The organism is Pseudonocardia sp. (assembly GCF_050246655.1).
Classification (GTDB): Bacteria; Actinomycetota; Actinomycetes; order Mycobacteriales; family Pseudonocardiaceae; genus Pseudonocardia.
Genome location: NZ_JBFWVQ010000023.1, coordinates 41,368 through 60,763, shown reverse-complemented (window position 1 = coordinate 60,763; position 19,396 = coordinate 41,368). Strand labels below are relative to the sequence as shown.

At 74.6% G+C, this 19,396-nt stretch carries 20 protein-coding genes and 1 other RNA gene; 8 read left to right on the top strand and 13 right to left on the bottom strand.

The window, feature by feature from the left end; genetic code table 11:
• Positions 1-471: 471 nt before the first annotated feature.
• An RNA gene (rnpB, locus tag AB7J25_RS10775) (RNase P RNA component class A) lies at positions 472-873 on the bottom strand.
• A 220-nt stretch (positions 874-1,093) separates the two neighbouring features.
• Between rnpB and AB7J25_RS10770 the strand changes: the two genes are divergently transcribed.
• Positions 1,094-1,855: a sulfite exporter TauE/SafE family protein gene (locus AB7J25_RS10770; protein ID WP_428507721.1), complete on the top strand. Its 762-nt coding sequence runs from the start codon at positions 1,094-1,096 to the stop codon at positions 1,853-1,855.
• On the opposite strand, the gene AB7J25_RS10765 is transcribed toward AB7J25_RS10770, so the two are convergent.
• The 5 genes from AB7J25_RS10765 to cobC all read right to left on the bottom strand — a co-directional run bounded on the left by AB7J25_RS10765 (position 1,837) and on the right by cobC (position 6,208).
• Complete coding sequence (locus tag AB7J25_RS10765) at positions 1,837-2,538, bottom strand: histidine phosphatase family protein (protein ID WP_428507719.1); 702 nt, start codon at positions 2,536-2,538, stop codon at positions 1,837-1,839. The two genes, AB7J25_RS10770 and AB7J25_RS10765, sit on opposite strands and share 19 nt — an antisense overlap.
• A gap of 139 nt (positions 2,539-2,677) precedes the next feature.
• Entirely contained in the window at positions 2,678-3,088 is a 411-nt protein-coding gene (locus tag AB7J25_RS10760; protein WP_428507717.1) for a reverse transcriptase-like protein, read from the bottom strand.
• Complete coding sequence (locus AB7J25_RS10755) at positions 3,089-3,820, bottom strand: zinc ribbon domain-containing protein (RefSeq protein ID WP_428507715.1); 732 nt, start codon at positions 3,818-3,820, stop codon at positions 3,089-3,091.
• On the bottom strand, positions 3,810-4,961 hold the full coding sequence (locus AB7J25_RS10750) for a Nif3-like dinuclear metal center hexameric protein (RefSeq protein WP_428507713.1): 1,152 nt from the start codon (positions 4,959-4,961) through the stop codon (positions 3,810-3,812). Before AB7J25_RS10750 ends, AB7J25_RS10755 begins: the two co-directional genes overlap by 11 nt.
• Positions 4,958-6,208 carry an Rv2231c family pyridoxal phosphate-dependent protein CobC gene (gene cobC / locus AB7J25_RS10745; RefSeq protein WP_428507711.1) on the bottom strand — a complete coding sequence of 417 codons (1,251 nt, stop codon included), beginning with the start codon at positions 6,206-6,208 and terminating at the stop codon, positions 4,958-4,960. The genes AB7J25_RS10750 and cobC overlap by 4 nt, the downstream gene beginning before the upstream one ends.
• 68 nt (positions 6,209-6,276) lie before the next feature.
• Between cobC and AB7J25_RS10740 the strand changes: the two genes are divergently transcribed.
• Positions 6,277-6,756: a low molecular weight protein-tyrosine-phosphatase gene (locus AB7J25_RS10740; RefSeq protein ID WP_428507709.1), complete on the top strand. Its 480-nt coding sequence runs from the start codon at positions 6,277-6,279 to the stop codon at positions 6,754-6,756.
• Between the two features lie 536 nt (positions 6,757-7,292).
• On the opposite strand, the gene AB7J25_RS10735 is transcribed toward AB7J25_RS10740, so the two are convergent.
• From AB7J25_RS10735 to AB7J25_RS10720, 4 genes are all read right to left on the bottom strand, one after another.
• On the bottom strand, positions 7,293-7,997 hold the full coding sequence (locus tag AB7J25_RS10735; RefSeq protein WP_428507707.1) for a GNAT family N-acetyltransferase: 705 nt from the start codon (positions 7,995-7,997) through the stop codon (positions 7,293-7,295).
• Positions 7,987-9,216: a class I SAM-dependent methyltransferase gene (locus AB7J25_RS10730; RefSeq protein WP_428507705.1), complete on the bottom strand. Its 1,230-nt coding sequence runs from the start codon at positions 9,214-9,216 to the stop codon at positions 7,987-7,989. Before AB7J25_RS10730 ends, AB7J25_RS10735 begins: the two co-directional genes overlap by 11 nt.
• A gap of 272 nt (positions 9,217-9,488) precedes the next feature.
• Entirely contained in the window at positions 9,489-10,883 is a 1,395-nt protein-coding gene (locus AB7J25_RS10725; RefSeq protein WP_428507704.1) for an FAD-binding oxidoreductase, read from the bottom strand.
• Between the two features lie 47 nt (positions 10,884-10,930).
• Positions 10,931-11,401, bottom strand: coding sequence for a hypothetical protein (locus AB7J25_RS10720; RefSeq protein WP_428507702.1), 471 nt, complete (start codon positions 11,399-11,401; stop codon positions 10,931-10,933).
• Between the two features lie 29 nt (positions 11,402-11,430).
• Here AB7J25_RS10720 and AB7J25_RS10715 point away from each other — a divergent pair, with 29 nt between their 5' ends.
• Genes AB7J25_RS10715 through AB7J25_RS10705 form a run of 3 tightly spaced genes read left to right on the top strand, consistent with a single transcriptional unit; the run spans position 11,431 to position 14,234 of the window.
• Entirely contained in the window at positions 11,431-12,573 is a 1,143-nt protein-coding gene (locus tag AB7J25_RS10715) for an acyl-CoA dehydrogenase family protein (protein ID WP_428507700.1), read from the top strand.
• Between the two features lie 28 nt (positions 12,574-12,601).
• Positions 12,602-13,237, top strand: coding sequence for a DUF47 domain-containing protein (locus tag AB7J25_RS10710; RefSeq protein WP_428507698.1), 636 nt, complete (start codon positions 12,602-12,604; stop codon positions 13,235-13,237).
• A 1-nt stretch (position 13,238) separates the two neighbouring features.
• Complete coding sequence (locus tag AB7J25_RS10705) at positions 13,239-14,234, top strand: anion permease (protein ID WP_428507696.1); 996 nt, start codon at positions 13,239-13,241, stop codon at positions 14,232-14,234.
• Here AB7J25_RS10705 and AB7J25_RS10700 read toward each other — a convergent pair.
• Together AB7J25_RS10700 and AB7J25_RS10695 are read right to left on the bottom strand one after the other, a co-directional pair.
• Complete coding sequence (locus AB7J25_RS10700) at positions 14,224-14,649, bottom strand: hypothetical protein (protein WP_428507694.1); 426 nt, start codon at positions 14,647-14,649, stop codon at positions 14,224-14,226. The genes AB7J25_RS10705 and AB7J25_RS10700 overlap by 11 nt on opposite strands.
• Positions 14,646-15,476, bottom strand: coding sequence for a PPK2 family polyphosphate kinase (locus tag AB7J25_RS10695; protein WP_428507692.1), 831 nt, complete (start codon positions 15,474-15,476; stop codon positions 14,646-14,648). Before AB7J25_RS10695 ends, AB7J25_RS10700 begins: the two co-directional genes overlap by 4 nt.
• Positions 15,477-15,529: 53 nt before the next feature.
• On the opposite strand from AB7J25_RS10695, the gene AB7J25_RS10690 reads away from it, so the two are divergent.
• Both AB7J25_RS10690 and AB7J25_RS10685 read left to right on the top strand, forming a co-directional pair.
• Positions 15,530-16,258: a pyrimidine reductase family protein gene (locus tag AB7J25_RS10690; protein WP_428507690.1), complete on the top strand. Its 729-nt coding sequence runs from the start codon at positions 15,530-15,532 to the stop codon at positions 16,256-16,258.
• Between the two features lie 108 nt (positions 16,259-16,366).
• Positions 16,367-17,974, top strand: a complete 1,608-nt coding sequence (locus AB7J25_RS10685) for an alpha/beta fold hydrolase (protein ID WP_428507688.1) — start codon at positions 16,367-16,369, stop codon at positions 17,972-17,974.
• A gap of 25 nt (positions 17,975-17,999) precedes the next feature.
• Here the strand turns inward: AB7J25_RS10685 and ligD are convergent, their stop codons facing one another.
• Positions 18,000-19,031 carry a non-homologous end-joining DNA ligase gene (ligD, locus tag AB7J25_RS10680; RefSeq protein ID WP_428507686.1) on the bottom strand — a complete coding sequence of 344 codons (1,032 nt, stop codon included), beginning with the start codon at positions 19,029-19,031 and terminating at the stop codon, positions 18,000-18,002.
• A 31-nt stretch (positions 19,032-19,062) separates the two neighbouring features.
• Between ligD and AB7J25_RS10675 the strand changes: the two genes are divergently transcribed.
• The gene (locus AB7J25_RS10675; protein ID WP_428507684.1) at positions 19,063-19,386 is read left to right on the top strand and encodes a hypothetical protein; all 324 of its coding nucleotides are present in this window, start codon (positions 19,063-19,065) and stop codon (positions 19,384-19,386) included.
• Positions 19,387-19,396: the final 10 nt, after the last annotated feature.

Sequence of the window (19,396 nt, the reverse complement as noted above, 5' to 3'; positions counted from 1 at the left end):
CGGCCGGCTGCGCCGGCCCCGCTCGGCTCGCTCCCTCTACCTCCGGCCCGGTCGCGGCCGGCGGGACCGGCTGACCGGCCGCACCACCGAGACGACGACCAGATCCACGACGGAACCCAGCGCCAAGGACAAGTACCCGGGCTCCGCCCGGACCCGGCACCGCTTCGGAGATCAGCCAACAGCGCGGCGGCGACCTCCTCACGGCGCGCCCGAGGGCAGCCAGACCGACGCCCGGAGCACAAGCCGGGAGGGAGTGGCTTGCACCCCGGACACCGGCCCGGCAGGGATGAACCCGCGCCGCAAGGAGATCACCACCGAAGCCGGACGGCGTCCACAACAAGATCACGTCCTGGGCCGTCCCTGGGCCGTGGCACGTCGGGGAGCGGTGAGAACTCGGTAGAACCGACGAGACGAAACCTGCAGCTCAGACACGGTGCCCCGCTCCCCCGGCCGAGGTGCCGGAGGGCGGGGCGGACGAGCGGGCCTGTAAGCCGGATCCTGTTCCCGGGCACCTCGCGGTGCTCCGTTCGGCGACCATCCATCTAGGCCTGCCGTCGCCGGCAGGCTCGAGCGACCTACCCGCAGGCTCGGGCGGGCCGCCCTCGAACGCCTGCGCAGCCCCTCGCGGGGCCTCTTGGTCTTGCTCCGGGTGGGGTTTACCGAGCCACCCCGGTCACCCGGGGTGCTGGTGGTCTCTTACACCACCGTTTCACCCTTACCGTCGCTCGCGCGGCGGCGGTCTGCTTTCTGTGGCACTGTCCCGCGGGTCGCCCCGGGTTGCTGTTGGCAACCACCCTGCCCTGTGGAGTCCGGACTTTCCTCGGCGGCAGGCCGGTCGTCCCGCCCCGCCGACGCGGCCGCCCGGCCCGCTCGTCCGCGCGGCCACTCTAGCGGCCGCCCGCACCGCCAGCACCGGGCCGGGGCCTCACCGGAGGGCATGGCACCGCAGTCGGGGCACAGCTCGTGCAGCCAGCAGACCTCGTCGCCGCCCGCGTCGTCCATGCACCCATCGTCCGCGCTGGGCCACCGCGGCGCAGCGGCCGGGTGACACGCGGCACGGTCCGGGCGGCCGACGCGGGATACCGTGCCGGGCGTGATCGGTTCCTCGCCGGGTGCGCTGGCGTTCCTGCTCGTGGCGGGGCTGCTCGCCGGCGCGGTGAACGCGGTGGCTGGCGGGGGGTCGCTGCTGGTGTTCCCGGCACTGCTGGCGGTGGGCCTGCCGCCGCTCAACGCCAACGTCACCAACTCGATCGCGCAGTGGCCCGGCTACGTCGGCATCGTGGCGGGCAACCGCCAGGAGCTGCAGGGCCAGCGCAGACGCGCGCTGCTCACCACGTCCGTCGCAGCGGTCGGGTCGGCCGTGGGCTGCGCGCTCCTGCTGGTGCTGCCGGAGTCGGTGTTCGACGCCGTCGTGCCCGTGCTCGTCATCGCGGCCAGCGCCGTGCTCGCCGCCCAGCCGTGGATCAAGCGCTGGATCGGGGCCCCCGAGCCCGACGCACCCGACCGCGAGCGCGTCCTGCTGCCCGCGGTGTTCCTCGCCGGGATCTACGGCGGCTACTTCGGTGGCGCGCTGGGCGTCATCCTGATCGCCACCCTCGCCCTCTGCGCGCACGACGGCCTGGTGCGTCTCAACGCGTTGAAGGGGCTGCTCGCCCTGGTCGTCGCGACCGTCACCGTGGTGATCTTCGCGGTCGCCGCGCCGGTGGACTGGCTCGCCGTGGCGCTGCTCGCGCCGACGACGCTGCTCGGCGGCTACGTGGGCGCGCGGATCGCCCGGCGACTGCGGGAGGACGTGTTGCGCTGGTGCGTCGTGACGCTCGGCTTCGCCGTCGGGATCTACCTGCTCGTGACGTGACCGACGTCGTTCACGAGCAGCACCGACGCCCCGCCGTCCGGGTACAGCTCGACGACCGACAGCGACGCCAGATCCAGGTGCAGCCGGTAGAGGACCGACGGGCCGGCGGCCAGCGCGTCGCGGAGCAGAATCTTGATCGGGGTCACGTGGCTCACCAGCACGATCGCGGACGCGGGGTACTCCGCGAGGATCGCCTCCCGCTCGGCGGCGAGCCGACGGCCCACCTGGGCGAAGCTCTCCCCGCCCGGTGGCGCGACGTCGGTGGAGCCGAGCCAGCGCCCGTGCAGCTCCGGGTCGCGCTCGCCCGCCTCGGTGAAGGTGAGGCCCTCCCACGCGCCGAAGTCCGTCTCCACGAGGCCCTCGCGCACGTGCAGCGGGGCACCGGTGGCGGCCGCGACGCGCTCGGCGGTGTGCCGGGCCCGCGTCAGCGGCGACGTCAGCACGGCCGCGATCCCGGCGATCCCCGCGAGGCGGGCGGCGGCGCCGTCCGCCTGGGCCTCGCCGACGGTGGTGAGCGGCGGATCGCCGCGGCCGGAGTAGCGGCGGTGCACCGACAGCGCCGTCTGCCCGTGCCGCAGCAGGTAGAGCCGCGTCGGCGTGCCGACCTGGCCGGTCCAGCCGGCCGATGCCGGGGCCGTCGGGGGCGGCGGGGACGGCGGGGACGGCGAGGACGGCGAGGTCACGGCGTGTGCCCGGCCGGTGCCCGCAGCAGGGTGGCTTTACTGCGGTAGGACCGGAGTAAAGCCACCCTGCTGCGGCACGGGCGACGGCACCCCCCGCCCCACGCCCGCCGGTGCGCACCCCGCCCCGCCCCCGGCCCGGTCACGACGCGGCCTGGGCGTCCATCGCCTGGTTCGCCAGCGCGTCCGCCCGCGCGTTGCGCGAGCGCGGCACCCAGCCGAACCGCACCGACGCGAACCCGCGGACCAGCTTCGCCGCCTCCAGCGCGAGCGGCTTCATCGCCGGGTGCTTGACCTGCCACCGCCCCGACATCTGCTCGACGACCAGCTTGGAGTCCATCCGCACCTCGACGTCGGTGGCGCCGAGCTCCCGCGCCGCCTCGAGCCCGGCGATGAGCCCGCGGTACTCGGCGACGTTGTTCGTCGCGGTCCCCAGCCCGGCCCGGCGTTCGGCGAGCACCTCCTCGGTGGCCGCATCCAGCACCACCGCGCCGTAGCCGGCGGGGCCGGGGTTGCCGCGCGACCCGCCGTCCGCCTCGACGATCACCTTCATCTACAGCCCCGACTCCGTCGTCCGCACCAGGATGACGCCGCACTCCTCGCAGTGCACGACGTCGTCCGCGGGCGCGTTGCGCAGCGCCGAGAGGGCCGTGCGGTCCAGCTCTAGCCGGCACGCCCCGCACCGCCGTTCCCGCAGGAGCGCCGCCCCGACGCCCCGCTGGGCGCGGCGGCGCTCGTAGGCCGCGAGCAGGTCGGCGGACACCTCCCCGGCGACGGTCGAGCGATCCCGGGTGCGGCCGGCCTCGGCGGTGTCGATGTCGGCGAGCTCGGTGTCGCGGCGCGCGCCGACGTCCGCGAGCCGCTGCTCGGCCGCCGCGAGCACCCCGCGGGCGTGGTCCAGATCCGTGTCCAGCGCCTCGCGCCGCTCCATGATCTCCAGCTGCTCGTCCTCCAGGACGGCCTGGCGGCGGGCGAGCGTGTCCAGCTCGTGCTGCAGGTCCGTGGCCTGGCGGGCGCCCGCCGACGCGAGCAGGCCCCGGTCGCGAACCGTGCGCGCCCTGACGGCCTCGACGTCGCGTTCGAGGCGGCGGATGTCACGATCCAGGTCGCCCGCGGCCGTCTCGCTCTGCACGAGCGCGTCCTTCGCCGCCCGCACGGCCGCCTCGGCCTCGGTGAGGGCGGCGTGTTCGGGAAGCGTGCGGCGGCGGTGCGCGAGGCGCGTGAGCTCGGCGTCCACCTCGGCGAGGTCGAGCAACCGCCGCTGTGCGGCGGGATCAGCCTTCATGGGTCCCTCCGGTAGCAGGCGCCGCGAGCGTCCAGGGATCGGTGCGGCGCCGCGAGACGTGGACGGTGACGCTACCCCGAAGCGCTGCGCGCACGACGTCGGCCGCCTGGGCACACCACGGCCACTCCGACGCCCAGTGCGCCACGTCGACGAGCGCCGGCCCGCCGGCGAGGAGGTGCTCGGACGCGGGGTGGTGACGCAGGTCCGCGGTGACGTACGCGTCCACGCCCGCGGCGGCCGCCGCCGACAGCGCGGAGTCCCCCGCGCCCCCGCAGACCGCGACAGTGCGGACGGGACGGTCCGGGTCACCCGCGGCCCGCACACCCCAGGCCGTGACGGGCAGTACGGCCGCGACCCGGCGGGTGAACGCCGACAGCGGCTCGGGCTGCGGCAACGTCCCGATCCGCCCCAATCCGCGGCTCGACGCGATGTCGGCGAGCTCCAGGACGTCGAACGCCGGTTCCTCGTACGGGTGCGACGCGCGCAGCGCCGCGACGACCGCCGCCCGCTTCCCCCGGGGCAGCACCATCTCCAGCTTCGTCTCGGGCACCCGCTCCAGGCGCCCGACCGTGCCGATCGTCGGGTGCGCACCCTCCAGGGGCCGGAACTGCCCGGTGCCGGCGGTGGCGAACGAGCAGTGGCTGTAGTCGCCGATGTTGCCCGCACCCGCCGCGGACAGGGCCTCGTGGACGGCGCTGATCGCGGGCCCGGTCGGGATGAAGGTGACGATCTTGTCCAGCGCAGGTTCGGGCGTGCCCACCAGCGGGCCCGTGACCTCCAGCCCGATCGCCCCGGCCAGCGCGTCCGAGACACCCGGGTCGGCGGCGTCCGCGTTCGTGTGCGCGGTGTAGAGCGCCGTCCCCGCCCGGACGAGGCGGTGCACGAGCGCACCCTTCGGGGTGTCGGCGCCGACCCCGTGCACCCCGCGCAGCAGCAGCGGGTGGTGGCTGAGCAGCAGCTGGGCGCCCGCTTCGATCGCCTCGTCGACGGTCTGGGGGACGGCGTCGACGGCGACGAGGACGGTCTCGACCGGCTCGGCCGGATCGCCGCAGACGAGCCCGACGGCGTCCCAGTCCGCGGCGAGCGCCGGAGGGTAGGCGACCTCGAGCGCGGCGATGACGTCGGCGACACGCGGGCTCACCGGGCCTCCCCCGTCGAGAACGACACTGCGCTGATCGACAAGCCCTCCGAGCCTGCTGAACGTCGTTCTCGACGGTCGAGGGCGGCCCCCAGAGCCGCGGCGAGTACGGCCACCTGCTCCGGGGCCCGCACCGCCACCCGGACGTGGTCCGGCCCCAGGCCGGGGAACGTCTCGCCGCGGCGGACGGCGATCCCCGCTCCCTGCAGCGCCGCACGCACCGGCGAACCCGATCCCGGTGGCAACCGCAGCAGGAGGAACGGCGCGACACCGGGCAGCACCGTCACCCCCGGAACGGCCGCGAGTGCCGCGGCCTGTGCGGCCCGCCACCGCTGCAGCCGGGTGGCCGCCGCGGCTCCCTCGGCCACCGCCGCCGGCGAGCAGCAGGCGGTGACGGCCTCCAGCGCGATGGTCGACACCGGCCAGTGCGGCCGCGGACGGGCCAGGCGGGCAAGCAGCTCCGGCGCCCCCAGGGCGTAGCCGGCGCGCAGCCCCGCCAGCGCCCACGTCTTGGTGAGGCTGCGGAACACGAGCAGCCCCGGGACGTCCGCCGCACCCGCGAGCGACCCGGGCTCGCCGGGCAGCGCGTCCGCGAACGCCTCGTCGACGAGCAGGACGCGGCCCGGACGGGCCAGCTCCCTCAGTGCCGTCGCCGGGTGCAACACACCGGTGGGGTTGGTCGGGTTGCCGATGACGACGAGGTCGGCCTCGTCCGGTACGGCCGCCGGGTCCAGCCGGTGGCCGTCCGCCTCGGCGGTGAGCACCCGCACCACCGGCACGTCACCGGTGCGCAGCGCCAGCTCGGGCTCGGTGAACCCCGGGTGCACGACGGCGGCCAGCCGCGGCCGCAGCGCGGGCAGCAACGCGAACCCCTCCGCGCTCCCGGCGAGGACCAGCACCTCGTCGCGGCGGCGGCCGTGGCGGTCGGCGACGGCGGCACGGGCACGCTCGTCGCGCGCTGCCGACGGGTAGCGGGCGAGGTCGTCGAGGGTCGTGGCGAGCCGCGCCCGCAGCCAGGCCGGGGGCGCCTCGCCCTGCACGTTCACCGCGAAGTCCAGCTGCCCGGGAGCCGCGTCGACGTCGCCGTGATGGCGCAGGTCGTGGGCCGGATCCCCACCCTCAGGGCAGGGCGATCCGCAGGAGGCCGTGGCGCCGCCCGTCGGGCCGTGCTCGCCGTCCGGTCGGGCCCCTCGTCGCTGGCCCGGGTGGTCGTGCCGCACACCGACGCCGCCGAGGTGCCCGTGATCCATGCGCAGAACCCTACGGTCCGCCCGGGAGCGGTACGGCAGGCCCGGCGCGGATAGGTAACACTTCCCTCATGGCTCCCCCGGCCGAACTTCATGTGTGCTTCGTCTGCACCGGCAACATCTGCCGGTCGCCGATCGCGGAGAAGGTCCTCGACGCCGAGCTGGTGCAGGCGGGTCTCGACGGCCGCGTGCGCGTGACCAGCGCCGGAACCGGCGGATGGCACGTCGGGAACCCTGCGGATCCCCGCACGGCGGCGCTGCTGCGCGCGCACGGCTACCCGGACACCCACACCGCCCGCCAGCTCGACGCCGAGCTGCTCGCGGCCGACCTCATCGTCGCGCTCGACAACGAGCACCGCCGGATCCTGCAGGGCAAGGTGCCGGAGCCCGAGCGGGTGCGGCTGCTGCGCTCGTTCGACCCGTCCGCGCCGCCGGGCGCGGACGTCCCGGACCCCTACTACGGCGCGGACGACGGGTTCGTCCTGGTGCTGGGGATGGTGCGCGCGGCGATGCCGGGGCTGGTGGCCTGGATCCGCGACGAGCTCGGCTGACGGGCGACGGCCCGTGCGGGTGCGGCGCTGCGCTGCGCACACCTCGCAGGGCAGACACACCCCTCGCAGAGGCTGCAGCTCTGCGAACCGCACCCAACCCCTGCGAAGCACCCGCGCAGGGCCTGCGCGGCGCATCGGATCCCTGCGACGACCCCGACCACGGCCTGCGAAGCGCACCCGAACCCCGCGACCACCCGGCCCACCTGCCGCGCGACGCACCCCACCCCGCCGCCCGCCCCGACCCCCGCGCCAGCCCCCACCCCGGCGCGGCCTCGCAGGGCGATCACACCTCTCGCAGACGCTGCAGCCCCTGCGAACCGCACCCGAACCCTGCGAAGCGCCCGCCCAGGGCCTGCGAAGTGCACCTGAGGCCTGCGAGGCGTATCGGAACCCTGCGAAGCACCCGCCCACAGCCTGCGAAGCACAGCCGAACCCTGCGACGACCCCCGCCACCCGGCGCAGCCGGGCCCGCCGGAGCGGTGACCCCCGACCCGGCGCAGCCGGGCCGCGCCCGGCCCCCACCCGAGCCCACCCGGTCACCCCTCGGCGAGGCCGTGCACCTGCCAGCCGAGGTCGGCGAACCCCGCCGCCGTGGCCACCTTCGCCGACCCGAGGTTCGCAGGGTCGTGCAGGTAGGTGGGTACCGCACCCTCGTCCAGGACGCGCCGCGCGGCCTGCGCGACGAGCCGCCGGGCGAGGCCCCTGCCCCGTGCCCTGTCGGTGGTGACGACGGCCAGCTCCCGGCCGTACGCGTCGTGGCGCTTGATCCCGACCCCGGCGAGGTGCTCGCCACTGCCGGGATCGCGGGCCACCAGCACCTCGCCACCGAAGGGGCGCAGCCACGCCGGCACGGAAGGGTCAGCGGCCGCGACCCACTCGCCCGCCTCAGGCAGAGGCGCGGGCGCGATGCTCCACCGGAACACCCCGCTGAACCAGCGCCCGGCGAGCCCGGCGGCAGCGGGGACGCCGCGGCGGTCGCCCGCCGCCAGCGCGGCCGCGACGGCCGCCTCGGTGCCCGGGGGCACCGACAGCACGCCCGACTCCGGGGACGAGACCCCGATCAGCGGGTACACCCGCCCGTCCCAGCCGGGCGCCACACGCGCCGCCGACCCCACGACCGTGAGCCCCGGCCCGTCGCCGGGCCAGCGCCCGAGCCATGCCGCGAGATGGGCGGTCAGACGGCCGCGGAGGCGGGCGTCGAGGTGGGCACTCCCGGGAGCCGGGGACCGGTCACCAGCCACGCAGGGGCATCCCCGAGCTGCCGTCGCGGTCAACCTTCACCCCGAGCACCTGGTGGAGCTGGATGTTGTTGCGCTCGAACCCGACGCGGCTCGCCGCCATGTAGAGCCGCCACACGCGCGCCCGGCCCTCGCCCACCTCGGCGACCGCGGCCTCCCAGTTGTCCTCGAGGTTCGATCCCCAGTCCCGCAGCGTCATCGCGTAGTGCTCGCGCAGGTTCTCCTCGTGGCGCACCTCGAAGCCGTGGTCGTTCATCACCGACACGAGGTGCCCGACGGTGTGCAGCTGGCCGTCCGGGAACACGTAGCGGTTGATGAACGGGTCGGTGCGGCGGCTGTGCGGCGTGTGCGGCTGCGTGATGCAGTGGTTGAGCAGCCGCCCGCCCTCCACCAGCCGCCCGGCCAGCGACGAGAAGTACCCCGGCAACGCCTCGGCGCCCAGGTGCTCGGTGAGCCCGATCGAGCTGATGGCGTCGAACTCGTGCTCGGGGGCGTCGCGGTAGTCGAGGTGTCGGACCTCGGCAAGGCCGTCCAGCCCGCGGCGGGTGATCTCGGCCTGCGCCCACTCGGCCTGGTTGCGCGACAGCGTGACGCCCAGCGCCTTCACCCCGTGCTCGGCCGCGGCGTGCATGACCATGCCGCCCCAGCCGCAGCCGACGTCGAGCAGCCGCATCCCCGACCGGAGCCCGAGCTTGTTCGTCACCAGCTCGAACTTGGTGGCCTGCGCCTCCTCGAGGGTGGCGTCCGCCGTCGGGTAGCAGGCGCAGGTGTAGGCCATCGACGGGCCCAGCACCCACCCGTAGAAGCGGTTCGAGACGTCGTAGTGGTGCGAGATCACCTTCGCGTCGCGCCGCTTCGAGTGCAGCCGCCCCGGTGGGCGGAACTCGAGCTCCGGCGGCGGCTGGTGGTGGCGCACCCACAGCGGCAGCATCCGCCGCGCGATCCGGACCTTCTCCGCCGTCGTCATCGGCGCCATCGTGAGCCCGGCGACCGCGACGAGCAGCGCGTGGAGGTCGCCCTCGACCTCCAGCTCTCCCGTCACGTACGCCCTGGCCATGCCGAGGGTGCCCGGTGCCGTCGCGAGGCGCGCCAGCGCTCGCGGCGAGACGATCCGTAGTGCGACCGACGCCGTGTCCGGTCCCGACTTGCTGCCGTCGTAGCCGATCACACGCACCGGGACGTCCGGCCCCAGCACGCTGCCGAGGATCTCCGCCACCCGCATGTCGTCACCGCCCCTGAGATAAGACGCGCGCCGCCCTGCGCTACGTACTGTCGTCACCTGTCGGGCTCCGGGACGGGCTCCGCTCCTCGCTCGCTGACGCTCACTGCGATGCTCACCCGCCCTTCGCCTCCGCACCCATGGTCGGCTCCGGGACGGACTCCGCTCCTCGCTCGCTGACGCTCACTGCGATGCTCACCCGCCCTTCGCCTCCGCACCCATGGTCGGCTCCGGGCCGGGCTCCGCTCCTCGCTCGCTGACGCTCACTGCGATGCTCACCCGCCCTTCGCCTCCGCCACCTTCCGATAGAGATCGGGAAGGACCCCCCGCGGGTCGTACCGCTCCTTGAGAGCACGGTAGGCCGTCCCGTTGTAGCGTCGCCAGAACTCGTCCTCGCTGTAGTGCACGGTCGAGTACAGCGACTTGTGCCCGCCCAGCTGCGCGACGAGCTGCTCGACGCGCCGGTTGTGCGCGTCGGGCCGCCCCGGTTCCTGCGGCACGGCGGACCAGAACCCGGCATTGACGTAGAGCTCGCCGGGGGTCATCGGGTAGAGCGGCCACGACCGGGCGGGGCCGATGACCGCTCCGCTGCCGTCGCGCGGTTCCCGCAGCTTCAGCGGGCACAGCCAGACCGGCGCGATGCCCACGTCGGTGTGGAACGCCTCCAGGAACTCGGGCAACCGCGCGACCGGGATCTCGACGTCCTGCACCACCGGCTCCTCCGGCGGGAGGCCGCCGAGCCTGCGCAGCCGGTCGCTCACGCCCTGGCGGCGGTCCCACGCGACGAGCCTGCGGTAGACGTCCGAGCGCCGCCACCGCCGCGGCCACAGCGCCCGCACCACGGGCTGCTGCACGCCGAAGGCGCGCGAGCACCAGAACCAGTCCGTGTCCCAGCGCCAGATGTAGTCGCGGACGGTCAGGTGGTCCACCGCGCGCCGCCGCAGCGAGCGGTAGAACACCTGCTGCCCGGTGTAGTCGCTGACGGGCGTGAGGGGCTCGTCGACGAACTCACCCAGCGTCAGGTAGTGCTCGCCCGCGGAGAAGACGACGCCGTCCACGAAGTCGTACGGCCCGGCGCACGCCTCGACGATCGCCGCGGTGACGTCCGCGGCGGTGTCGTGGCGGCGGTGGGTGAGCCGGACGTAGGGCTTCACCGGCTGCAGGTCGATCACCAGCCGCAGTGCGTAGCCGAGGGTGCCGTACGAGTTGGGGAACCCGGCGTAGAGGTCGGCGTGCTCGCCGTCCGGGGTGGCCGTGACGACGTCGCCGCCCCCGGTCAGCACGTCCATCTCCCGGACGGACTCGTGCGGCAGCCCGTGCCGGAACGAGCTGGACTCGATCCCCAGACCGGTAACCGCCCCACCGAGCGTGATGGTCTTGAGCTGCGGGACGACCAGCGGCATCAGCCCGTGCGGGAGCGTGGCGTCCACGAGGTCCTCGTAGGTGGTCATCCCCTGCACGACGGCGGTGCGGGTCACCGGATCGACCTCGAGGACCCCGGTCAGCCCGCTCGTGTCCAGCTCGACCGCCGGGGTGCGGCCGAAGCGGAAGAGGTTCGACGAGGGCTTGCGCAGCCGAACGGAGCTCCCGGGCGGGACGGCCCGGTAGCCCGCCACCAGCGCCTCGACCGCGGCGGCATGCGCGGCGTGGGAGGTGATCGACGCGGTCACCGAAGCGACGGTAGTTCGCGGATCGCCGTCTGGAAAGGCGTATGGGATCAGGTCGTTCCGGGCTCGGTACGGGACCCGGCGGCGGCGCCGTCGGAGTGATCGTCGAGGCGGGTCCACGTGGTGTGGCGGGCCCGGCGCCCGGTGACGACGCCGAGGTACCCGCCGGGCGCGGTCTCGAAGCGCACCTGCGGCGCCCCGGTCACCAGATCGACCACCGCACGGACGGCGCGCTGCGGGGCGATGACGTCGTCACGCCCGGCGACGACGAGCACCGGCACGTTCACCCCGGCCAGCGGGATCGCGCGCCCGCTGAGCACGAGGCGCCCGTCCGCGAGGTCGTTGTTGCGCAGCAGCGGGGCCACGAGCGGCACGGCCGAGACGTCGACGGGGCTGCCGATCGCGGTGACGGTGCGCACCGGCAGTGGCGCCCTGCCGTCCACGGCGGCGGCGACGGCGAGCAGGCAGAAGATCCCGGCGAGCGACCAGCCGACGAGGTGCACGTCGGCGCTGCGCACCATGTTACCGGCTGGTATGTGACACTTCTCGCATGGAGCGCGACATCTTCGACGCCGAGCACGACGCCTTCCGCGATCTCGCCCGCACGTTCGTCGCCAAGGAGATCACCCCCTTCCACGAGCAGTGGGAGGTCGACGGTCAGGTGAGCCGCGAGGTGTGGCTGGCCGCGGGCCGGGCCGGGCTGCTCGGCACGGACGTGCCCGAGGAGTACGGCGGCGGCGGGGTCGACGACTTCCGCTACAACGCCGTGCTCGTCGAGGAGCTGGTGACGGCCGGGGCGAGCGGCGTGGGCTTCCCGCTGCAGAACGACGTCGTCGCGCCCTACCTGCTGCGGCTGGCCACGCCGGAGCAGAAGCGGCGGTGGCTGCCGGGGTTCTGCTCCGGGGAGATCATCACCGCGATCGCGATGACGGAGCCCGGCGCCGGGTCGGACCTGCAGGGCGTCCAGACCACGGCCCGCCGCGACGGGGACGGGTGGATCCTCAACGGGTCGAAGACGTTCATCACCAACGGCATCCTCGCCGACCTGGTCATCGCCGTGGCGCGCACGGACCCGGACGCGGGCAGCCGCGGGTTCAGCCTGCTCGTCGTCGAGCGCGGGATGGCGGGGTTCGCGCGCGGCAGGCGCCTGGCCAAGGTGGGACTCAAGGCGCAGGACACCGCCGAGCTGTCGTTCACCGACGTGCGGGTGCCCGGGGAGAACGTGCTCGGCGAGATCGGCCTGGGACTCCCCTACCTCATGCAGAACCTCGCCCAGGAGCGGCTCTCGATCGCGGTCGGTGCGGCGGCGGGGGCGGCGCGGGCCGTCGAGCTCACGCTGGACTACGTCCGGCAGCGCTCCGCGTTCGGCCGCCCGATCGGGGCGTTCCAGAACACCCGTTTCGAGCTCGCGGAGATGGACACCGAGGTCGGCGTCACCCGGTGTTTCGTGGACCGCTGCCTGGCGGCGCACGTCGCGGGCACGCTCTCGGGTACCGATGCCGCGAAGGCCAAGTGGTGGGCCACAGACGTGCAGAAGCGCGTGGTGGACCGGTGCGTCCAGTTGCACGGCGGCTACGGCTACATGCTCGAGTACCCGATCGCCCGGGCGTTCGTGGACTCGCGCGTGCAGTCGATCTACGGCGGCACGAACGAGATCATGAAGGAAATCATCGGCCGCAGCCTCCTCGGTTGACGGGCGGTGAACACGGTAGAAACCGGGGGTGGCTTTCCGACTGACTCCCCATGAACGCGGCTTCTACCCGCTGTTCACCCGCGCCGCCGAGAACATCGCCTCCGCCGCCGACCTGCTCGCCAAGCTCGTCGCCGCGGAGCCCGCGGCGCGGATCGCGCTGGCCCGCCAGGTCAAGGAGTCGGAGAACGCGGGCGACACCCTGACCCACGAGATCATGGTCAAGCTGAACTCGACGTTCGTCACCCCGTTCGACCGCGAGGACATCTACCGCCTCGCGTCCTCGCTCGACGACGTGCTCGACCTCATCGAGGAGGCCGCGGACCGCATCGTGCTCTACCGCCTCGGTGCACTCCCGCCCGGCGTGGCCGAGCAGGTGTCGGTGCTCCAGCAGGCAGCCGGCGCGACCGCCGAGGCGATGCCGCGCCTGGAGAAGCCCACGAAGCTGCAGGAGTACTGGATCCACGTCAACTCGCTTGAGGACGACGCCGACGCCGTCTACCGCTCCCTGCTCGGCGACCTGCTCGCCCCGCCGGACGACGCCGCGCCCACCGACATCCTCGACGTCCTCAAGCTCAAGGAGGTCGTCGAGACCCTCGAGGAGGCCGCGGACGCGTTCGAGACCGTCGCCAACACCGTCGAGAGCATCGCGGTGAAGGAAGCCTGAGGTGGAGCTCATCGCGGTGATCACCGTGATCCTCGTCGCGCTCGGGTTCGACTACACCAACGGCTTCCACGACGCCGCCAACGCCATCGCCACCTCGGTGTCCACGCGCGCGCTCGCCCCGCGCACCGCGCTCGTGATGGCGGCCGTGCTCAACCTGGCCGGGGCGTTCCTCGGCACCGAGGTGGCGCAGACCGTGGGCAGCGGCATCATCGAGGCCCCGAGCGGGCTGCCCGGCCTCACGATCGTGCTCGCCGCGCTGATCGGCGCGATCGTGTGGAACCTGGTCACCTGGTGGTTCGGGATGCCCTCGTCCTCGTCGCACGCGCTGATCGGCGGCCTGGTGGGCGCGGCGCTCGCGTCGGCGGGCACCGTGAAGTGGGACGGGGTCGTGTCGAAGGTCATCATCCCCATGGTGCTCTCGCCGGTCGTCGGGTTCCTGCTCGCGGGGATGCTCATGACCGCGGTCCTGTGGCTCTTCCGGCACGGGCACCCCACCCGGCTCGGCCGCGGCTTCCGCCACGCCCAGACGGTCTCGGCCGCCGCGATGGCGCTCGGCCACGGCCTGCAGGACGCCCAGAAGACGATGGGCGTCATCGTGCTGGCCCTGGTCGTGGGCGGGTTCCACCAGGGCACGGACATCCCGTGGTGGGTCATCGTGCTCGCCGCGGGGGCGCTGTCCCTCGGGACGTACGCCGGCGGCTGGCGGATCATGCGCACGCTCGGGCGCCGGATCATCGACCTGGACCCGCCGCGCGGGTTCACCGCCGAGTCCACGGCCTCCGCGGTGCTCTACACCACCGCGTTCGTCTTCGCCGCACCCATCTCGACCACCCAGACGATCACGTCGTCGATCCTCGGCGTGGGTGCCACGAAGCGGGCCTCCGCGGTGCGGTGGGGGGTGGCCGGCAACATCGTCGTCGCGTGGGTGCTCACCATCCCGATGGCGGCCACCGTGGCGGCGCTCGCGTGGCTGCTGCTGCACAGCCTCACCGCGTGAGGGCCCCCGCGCAGGCACGATCCACCGCGTCCACCGCCGTCAGGGTGCGCGACGGATCGAGCCGCACCGGGTCCATGAGCGTCGCACCCGGTGCGACCGCGGCCCGGCCCTGCGCGTCGAGGTCGCCGATCGCGGCGGCGACCTCGGCCATCGCGGCGCGCAGATCGGGATCCACGGCCCCCGGGTGGAGGTAGAACTCCCACGTCGTGGCCAGCGCCAGCGCGACGCGTACCGGTGGTACCGGCATGCCCGCGTAGACGTCCGCCTCGTGGCGCACCAGCGGGGACGTGGCGGCGTGGTGCTCGCAGGCGGCCCCGTCCGAGGGGGCCGCGGCGGACGCCGGATCGCCGCCGCATCCCGCGAGCAGCATCAGCGCGACCGGCGATACCAGCAGGGCCGCGAGCCGCAGCCTCACGCGACCACGCTCGCCACGACCCGCGCCCGCTCCACCTCGACGTCGAAGTCCGCGGGCGGGTAGCGCGGGTCCAGGTCGACGAGGACCTCGTGCAGCAGCGTCGCGATCGCCCAGTTCCGGTACCACTTGCGGTCCGCCGGGATCACGTACCAGGGGGCGGCGTCGGTGTCGGTCCGGCGCAGGGCCTCGGCGTAGGCCTCGCGGTACGCAGGCCACTTCGCGCGCACGTCGACGTCACCGGGGTGGTACTTCCAGTGCTTGGTGGGGTCGTCCAGGCGGGCCAGCAGGCGCTCCTGCTGCTCGCCCGGGGAGATGTGCAGCATGCACTTGACCACGGTGACGCCTGCCGCGGTGAGCTCGGCCTCGAACGCCACCAGCTCCTCGTAGCGCGGACGCCACACGTTCTCCGGCACCAGGGCGTCCACCCGCACGACCAGCACGTCCTCGTAGTGGGAGCGGTCGAACACGCCGATGTACCCGGCCCGGGGGACGGCGCGGCGGATCCGCGCCAGGTAGTGCTCGGCGCGCTCGGCCTCGGTGGGCTTCTTGAACGACGTGATCGCCAGGCCCTGCGGGTTCACGAGGCCGGCGACGTGCTCGACGACGCCGCCCTTGCCGGAGGTGTCCATGCCCTGCAGCACCAGCAGGACGGAACGCGAGCCCTCGGCGTAGAGCCGCTCCTGCAGCCCCGCCAGCCGCGGCCCCAGCTCGGCCAGCTCCTCGCCCGCCGCGCCGCGGTCCTTCGGCCCCACCGGCTGATCCCGTGGATCGACCCCGGCGGGGCCCGCGGCGGTGACCCGGAAGGCGGCACGAACGGACCTGCTCATGATCTGCGAGCGTAGTCCGCGCACGGTCTGTCGCCCCGTGCTGGGATGGCCGCATGGACCGCCTGCTGCCCGTCCCCGCCGCGCTCGACGACGCGGCCGCTGACGCCCTCGCCGCGCAGTACGCCTACCCCGCCGGGCTCACCGCACCGTACGTGCGGGTCAACTTCGTCTCCAGCGTGGACGGCGCCGTGACCGTGGACGGGCGCTCCGGTGGCCTCGGCTCCGCAGCGGACCGGCGGGTGTTCGGGGTCCTGCGCGAGCTGTGCGACGTCGTCCTGGTCGGCGCGGGGACCGCGCGGGCCGAGGACTACCGCGGGGCCCGCAAGCCCGGCCGGGGGCGCGACACGCCCCCGCCCATCGCGGTCGTCACCGGCTCGGCGGGGGTGAACCCGAAGAGCCGCCTGCTCACCGACACCGCGGTCCCCCCGATCGTGCTCACCCTGCGCACCGCCCCCGCCACGCGGCTGGAGGCGCTCGCCGACGCGGGCGCGGAGGTCGTCCCCCTGGACCGGCTCACCCCGGACGCGCTGCTCGCCGAGCTGGGCCGCCGCGGCCTGTACCGGGTGCTCTGCGAGGGTGGCCCGACGCTGCACGGCCAGCTGCATGCCGCCGACGCCGTCGACGAGCTGTGCCTCACCCTCTCCCCGCTGCTCGCCGGGGGCGACAGCGGCCGGATCGCGCACGGGCCGGCAGGCGCGACGCCGCGGCCGATGACCCTCGTGCACGCGCTGCACGAGGACGGGACGCTGCTGCTGCGGTACGCGCGCGCCGCCGGGCGGTGATCGCCGTGCCCGTGACCTGAGGTGCACCGGTACACGTCAGGTCACGGAAACGGTGATCACCGCTCCCCTGACCCGGGCCATACCGGGGACCGGGCAGAGTGGCCGCCGATGCGCCCGGCACGTCGACCCCTCGCCCGGGCGGCGACGACGTTCGTCGCCGTCCTGCTGGCGTGCGCTGTCGGTGCTGGCGGCACCGCCTGCACGGTGGGCCCGTCCGAGCGGCCACCGGTCGCGGTGCGCGGCGACGGGATCGCGGTACCCCTGCCGCCCGCGGTTCCCATCCCGGCGCCCGGTGCGCCGACCCTGCCGGTGCCCGACCCGCAGCAACCGGTCGCCGAGTTCCTGGACTGCACCGACGAGGTCCTCGCCGTCGCCGGGATCCCCGTGCCCACGGACCGCGCCCTGCGCGCGGACTGCACCGAGCTGACGGTGCCCTCGGATCCTGAGCAGCCCCAGCTCGGCCGCACCCGGGTCGGCCTCGTCCGCGTCGGGCTCGCCGACGCTCCCGAGGATCGCCCACCGCTGCTCGTCCTGGGCGACAGCGCCACGGACCCGTCGGCGGGCCATGCGGTCACCGTGGCCGCACAGGTGCCGCTGCCGGTGCTGCAGGCGTTCACCCTCGTCGGGCTGGACCGCCGCGGCGTCGGGTCGGACGCCCTGGACTGCGCCTCCGCCGACGCGCGCGCCGCGCTCGTCGACGCCGACGCCATCGACGAGGCTTCCCTCGCCGAGCTGCTCGAACAGGCCCGCCAGGTCGTCCAGGACTGCCACGTGCTGCTCTCCGGGGGCGCCAGCGGCTTCCGCTCCGCCAGCACCGCGTCCGACATCGCCGAGGTCCGTGCGGCCCTCGGGGTGCAACGGCTGTCCGCGGTCGGTGTGGGCGACGGGGCAGGCGCGCTCGCCCGCTGGGCCGCGAGCGATCCCGCCGCCGTCGGCAGGCTGGTGCTCGACGGTCCCCAGGACCCGACCCTCGACGAACCCGCCCGTTCCGAGGCGCGCGCGAAGGCCGCCGAGGCCACGTTCGACGCGTTCGCCCTCGCCTGCACGTCGGCTCCCGGGTGCCCGCTCGGCGTGAGCCCGCGCGCCACCGTGACCGCGTTGGTCGAACGCCTGCGCACCGCGGAGCTCCGGGCGCCCGACCTGCGTGTACTCACCGCGGGTGGGACGCTCACCGCCGTCATGGCCGGGCTGTCCGAGCCGCGGACCTGGCCCACCCTCGCCGCCGCGCTCGGTGCCGCGAACGCGGGCGACGCCGTGCCGCTTCTGGACCTCCTCGACCCGGTCGCGGGCCTCGGCGGACGCTTCGACGCCACCCTCGCCACGGCCTGCAACGACGCGGGCCGCCGCCTCGCCCCGGGCGAGATCGCCACGCTCGCCGACGGGTGGCGGCAGGACTATCCGCTGTTCGGCACGACGCTGGCGCTGCGGCTGCTCGCCTGCGGGCCGTGGCCCACCGTCGCCGATCCCCCGGCCGTGCCGGTCGGACCGCTGCCGCCGGTGCTGGTGCTCGGCACCGTCCACGACCCGCGTGGCCCGGCCGAGGGGTCGCGACGCGTCGCCGAGACGCTGCCCTCGGGCCGCTTCCTGTCGTGGCAGGGATCCGGTACCGGCGCCTGGCCGCGCACCCCGTGCGTCAACGACGCCGTCGGGCGCCTGCTCGTGGACGGCGTGGCGCCGGAGGGGGGCCTGGAGCACAGCCTGCTGTGCCCCCCGTGACGTGCCCCCCGTGATGTGCCCGCCGTCAGACCGTCTTGCCGAGCGTGTCGGCCCGCGACCTGCTGGGCTGCACCCGCTTGGGCTCGCCCTTCATCTTCGGATACTCCGGGGGGTAGGGCAGGTCGCCGCGCCCGTCCGCGTCGTACCACTCGAGCACCGTCTCCAGGCCGCACACCGCGTCGTCCAACCCCGCGTGCGCGTCCCCGTGCCCGTCGAGCAGGCCCGGCACCGTGCGGACGTCGAAGTCCTCGGGCTCGACGTCGGGCAGCGCCTCCCAGGTCACGGGCATCGAGACGGTGGCCCGGGGCCGTCCGCGCACGGACCACGCGGAGGCGATCGTGCGGTCGCGAGCCGCCTGGTTGTAGTCGAGGAACACGCGTTCGCCGCGCTCCTCCTTCCACCACGCGACGGTGGCCCGCTCGGGGATCCGGTCCGCGACCCGGCGCCCGATCGCGATCACCGCGTGCCGGACGTCGACGAACGACCACTCCGGACGGATCCGGACGGCCACGTGGATGCCGCGGCCCCCGGACGTCTTGGGCCATCCGACGAGCCCGGCCTCGTCCAGCACCTCGCGCAGCACCCCGGCCACCGCCACGGCGTCGGTGAACCCGGTGCCGGGCTGCGGGTCGAGATCGATGCGCAGCTCGTCGGGATGGTCGGTGTCGGCGCGGCGCACCGGCCAGGGGTGGAAGTCGAAGGTGCCGAGGTTGGCCGCCCACACCACCGTCGCCGGTTCGGTCGGGCAGAACGAGTCGGCGGTACGTCCGCTGGGGAACGTCACCCGGGCCGTCTCGGCGTACGGCGGCGCACCTTTGGGCATCCGCTTGACGTAGAACGCCTCGCCGGCTACGCCGTCCGGGTAGCGTTTGAGGTTCGTCGGGCGCAGGTGCAGCACACGTTCCAGGACGTCCGCGACACGCACGTAGTAGCCCACGACCTCGCGTTTCGTGATCCCGCGCTCCGGAAAGTAGATCTTGTCGGGGCTGGTCAGCCGCACCTCACGGTCCCCGTGCGGACCGGGAACGGTGAGCAGTTCGACCTCGGCGCGCGCCACGCCCGCGCACGCTACCGGCTACCCTGCCCGCATGCGCGACCCCGACGCGAACCGGCCCCCGTGGCCGCGCGCCGTGCCGCCGCGCTCCCCGCAGTTCGACGACGAGCTGCTCGGCCTCGACCCGGACGACCCGGAGGCCCAGGCGTTCGCCGCCCACCTGGACCGCATGCAGCGCCAGGGGCCTGCGTTCACCGTCGAGGGCTACCTGGACGGGGTGCGGGACTTCGCGGAGTCCGCCAACCGCGCCGAGGGCGGCAGGCGCCTTGCCGCGGTCGTCCTCGTGCTGTTGCTGCTCACGGTCGTCGCGTACCTCATGGGCGATGCCCTGCTGTTCGTCCTCACCGCGTGGCTGTAATGAGCCCGTT

Excerpts from the sequence above, each read along its gene's own strand:
- AB7J25_RS10685 (WP_428507688.1), top strand. The coding sequence starts at position 16,367 with ATGCGCCCGGCACGTCGACCCCTCGCCCGGGCGGCGACGACGTTCGTC.
- AB7J25_RS10755 (WP_428507715.1), bottom strand. The coding sequence starts at position 3,820 with ATGAAGGCTGATCCCGCCGCACAGCGGCGGTTGCTCGACCTCGCCGAG.
- AB7J25_RS10740 (WP_428507709.1), top strand. The coding sequence starts at position 6,277 with ATGGCTCCCCCGGCCGAACTTCATGTGTGCTTCGTCTGCACCGGCAAC.
- AB7J25_RS10720 (WP_428507702.1), bottom strand. The coding sequence starts at position 11,401 with ATGGTGCGCAGCGCCGACGTGCACCTCGTCGGCTGGTCGCTCGCCGGG.
- AB7J25_RS10675 (WP_428507684.1), top strand. The coding sequence starts at position 19,063 with ATGCGCGACCCCGACGCGAACCGGCCCCCGTGGCCGCGCGCCGTGCCG.
- AB7J25_RS10690 (WP_428507690.1), top strand. The coding sequence starts at position 15,530 with ATGGACCGCCTGCTGCCCGTCCCCGCCGCGCTCGACGACGCGGCCGCT.
- cobC (WP_428507711.1), bottom strand. The coding sequence starts at position 6,208 with ATGGATCACGGGCACCTCGGCGGCGTCGGTGTGCGGCACGACCACCCG.
- AB7J25_RS10715 (WP_428507700.1), top strand. The coding sequence starts at position 11,431 with ATGGAGCGCGACATCTTCGACGCCGAGCACGACGCCTTCCGCGATCTC.
- AB7J25_RS10760 (WP_428507717.1), bottom strand. The coding sequence starts at position 3,088 with ATGAAGGTGATCGTCGAGGCGGACGGCGGGTCGCGCGGCAACCCCGGC.
- AB7J25_RS10730 (WP_428507705.1), bottom strand. The coding sequence starts at position 9,216 with ATGCGGGTGGCGGAGATCCTCGGCAGCGTGCTGGGGCCGGACGTCCCG.
- AB7J25_RS10695 (WP_428507692.1), bottom strand. The coding sequence starts at position 15,476 with ATGAGCAGGTCCGTTCGTGCCGCCTTCCGGGTCACCGCCGCGGGCCCC.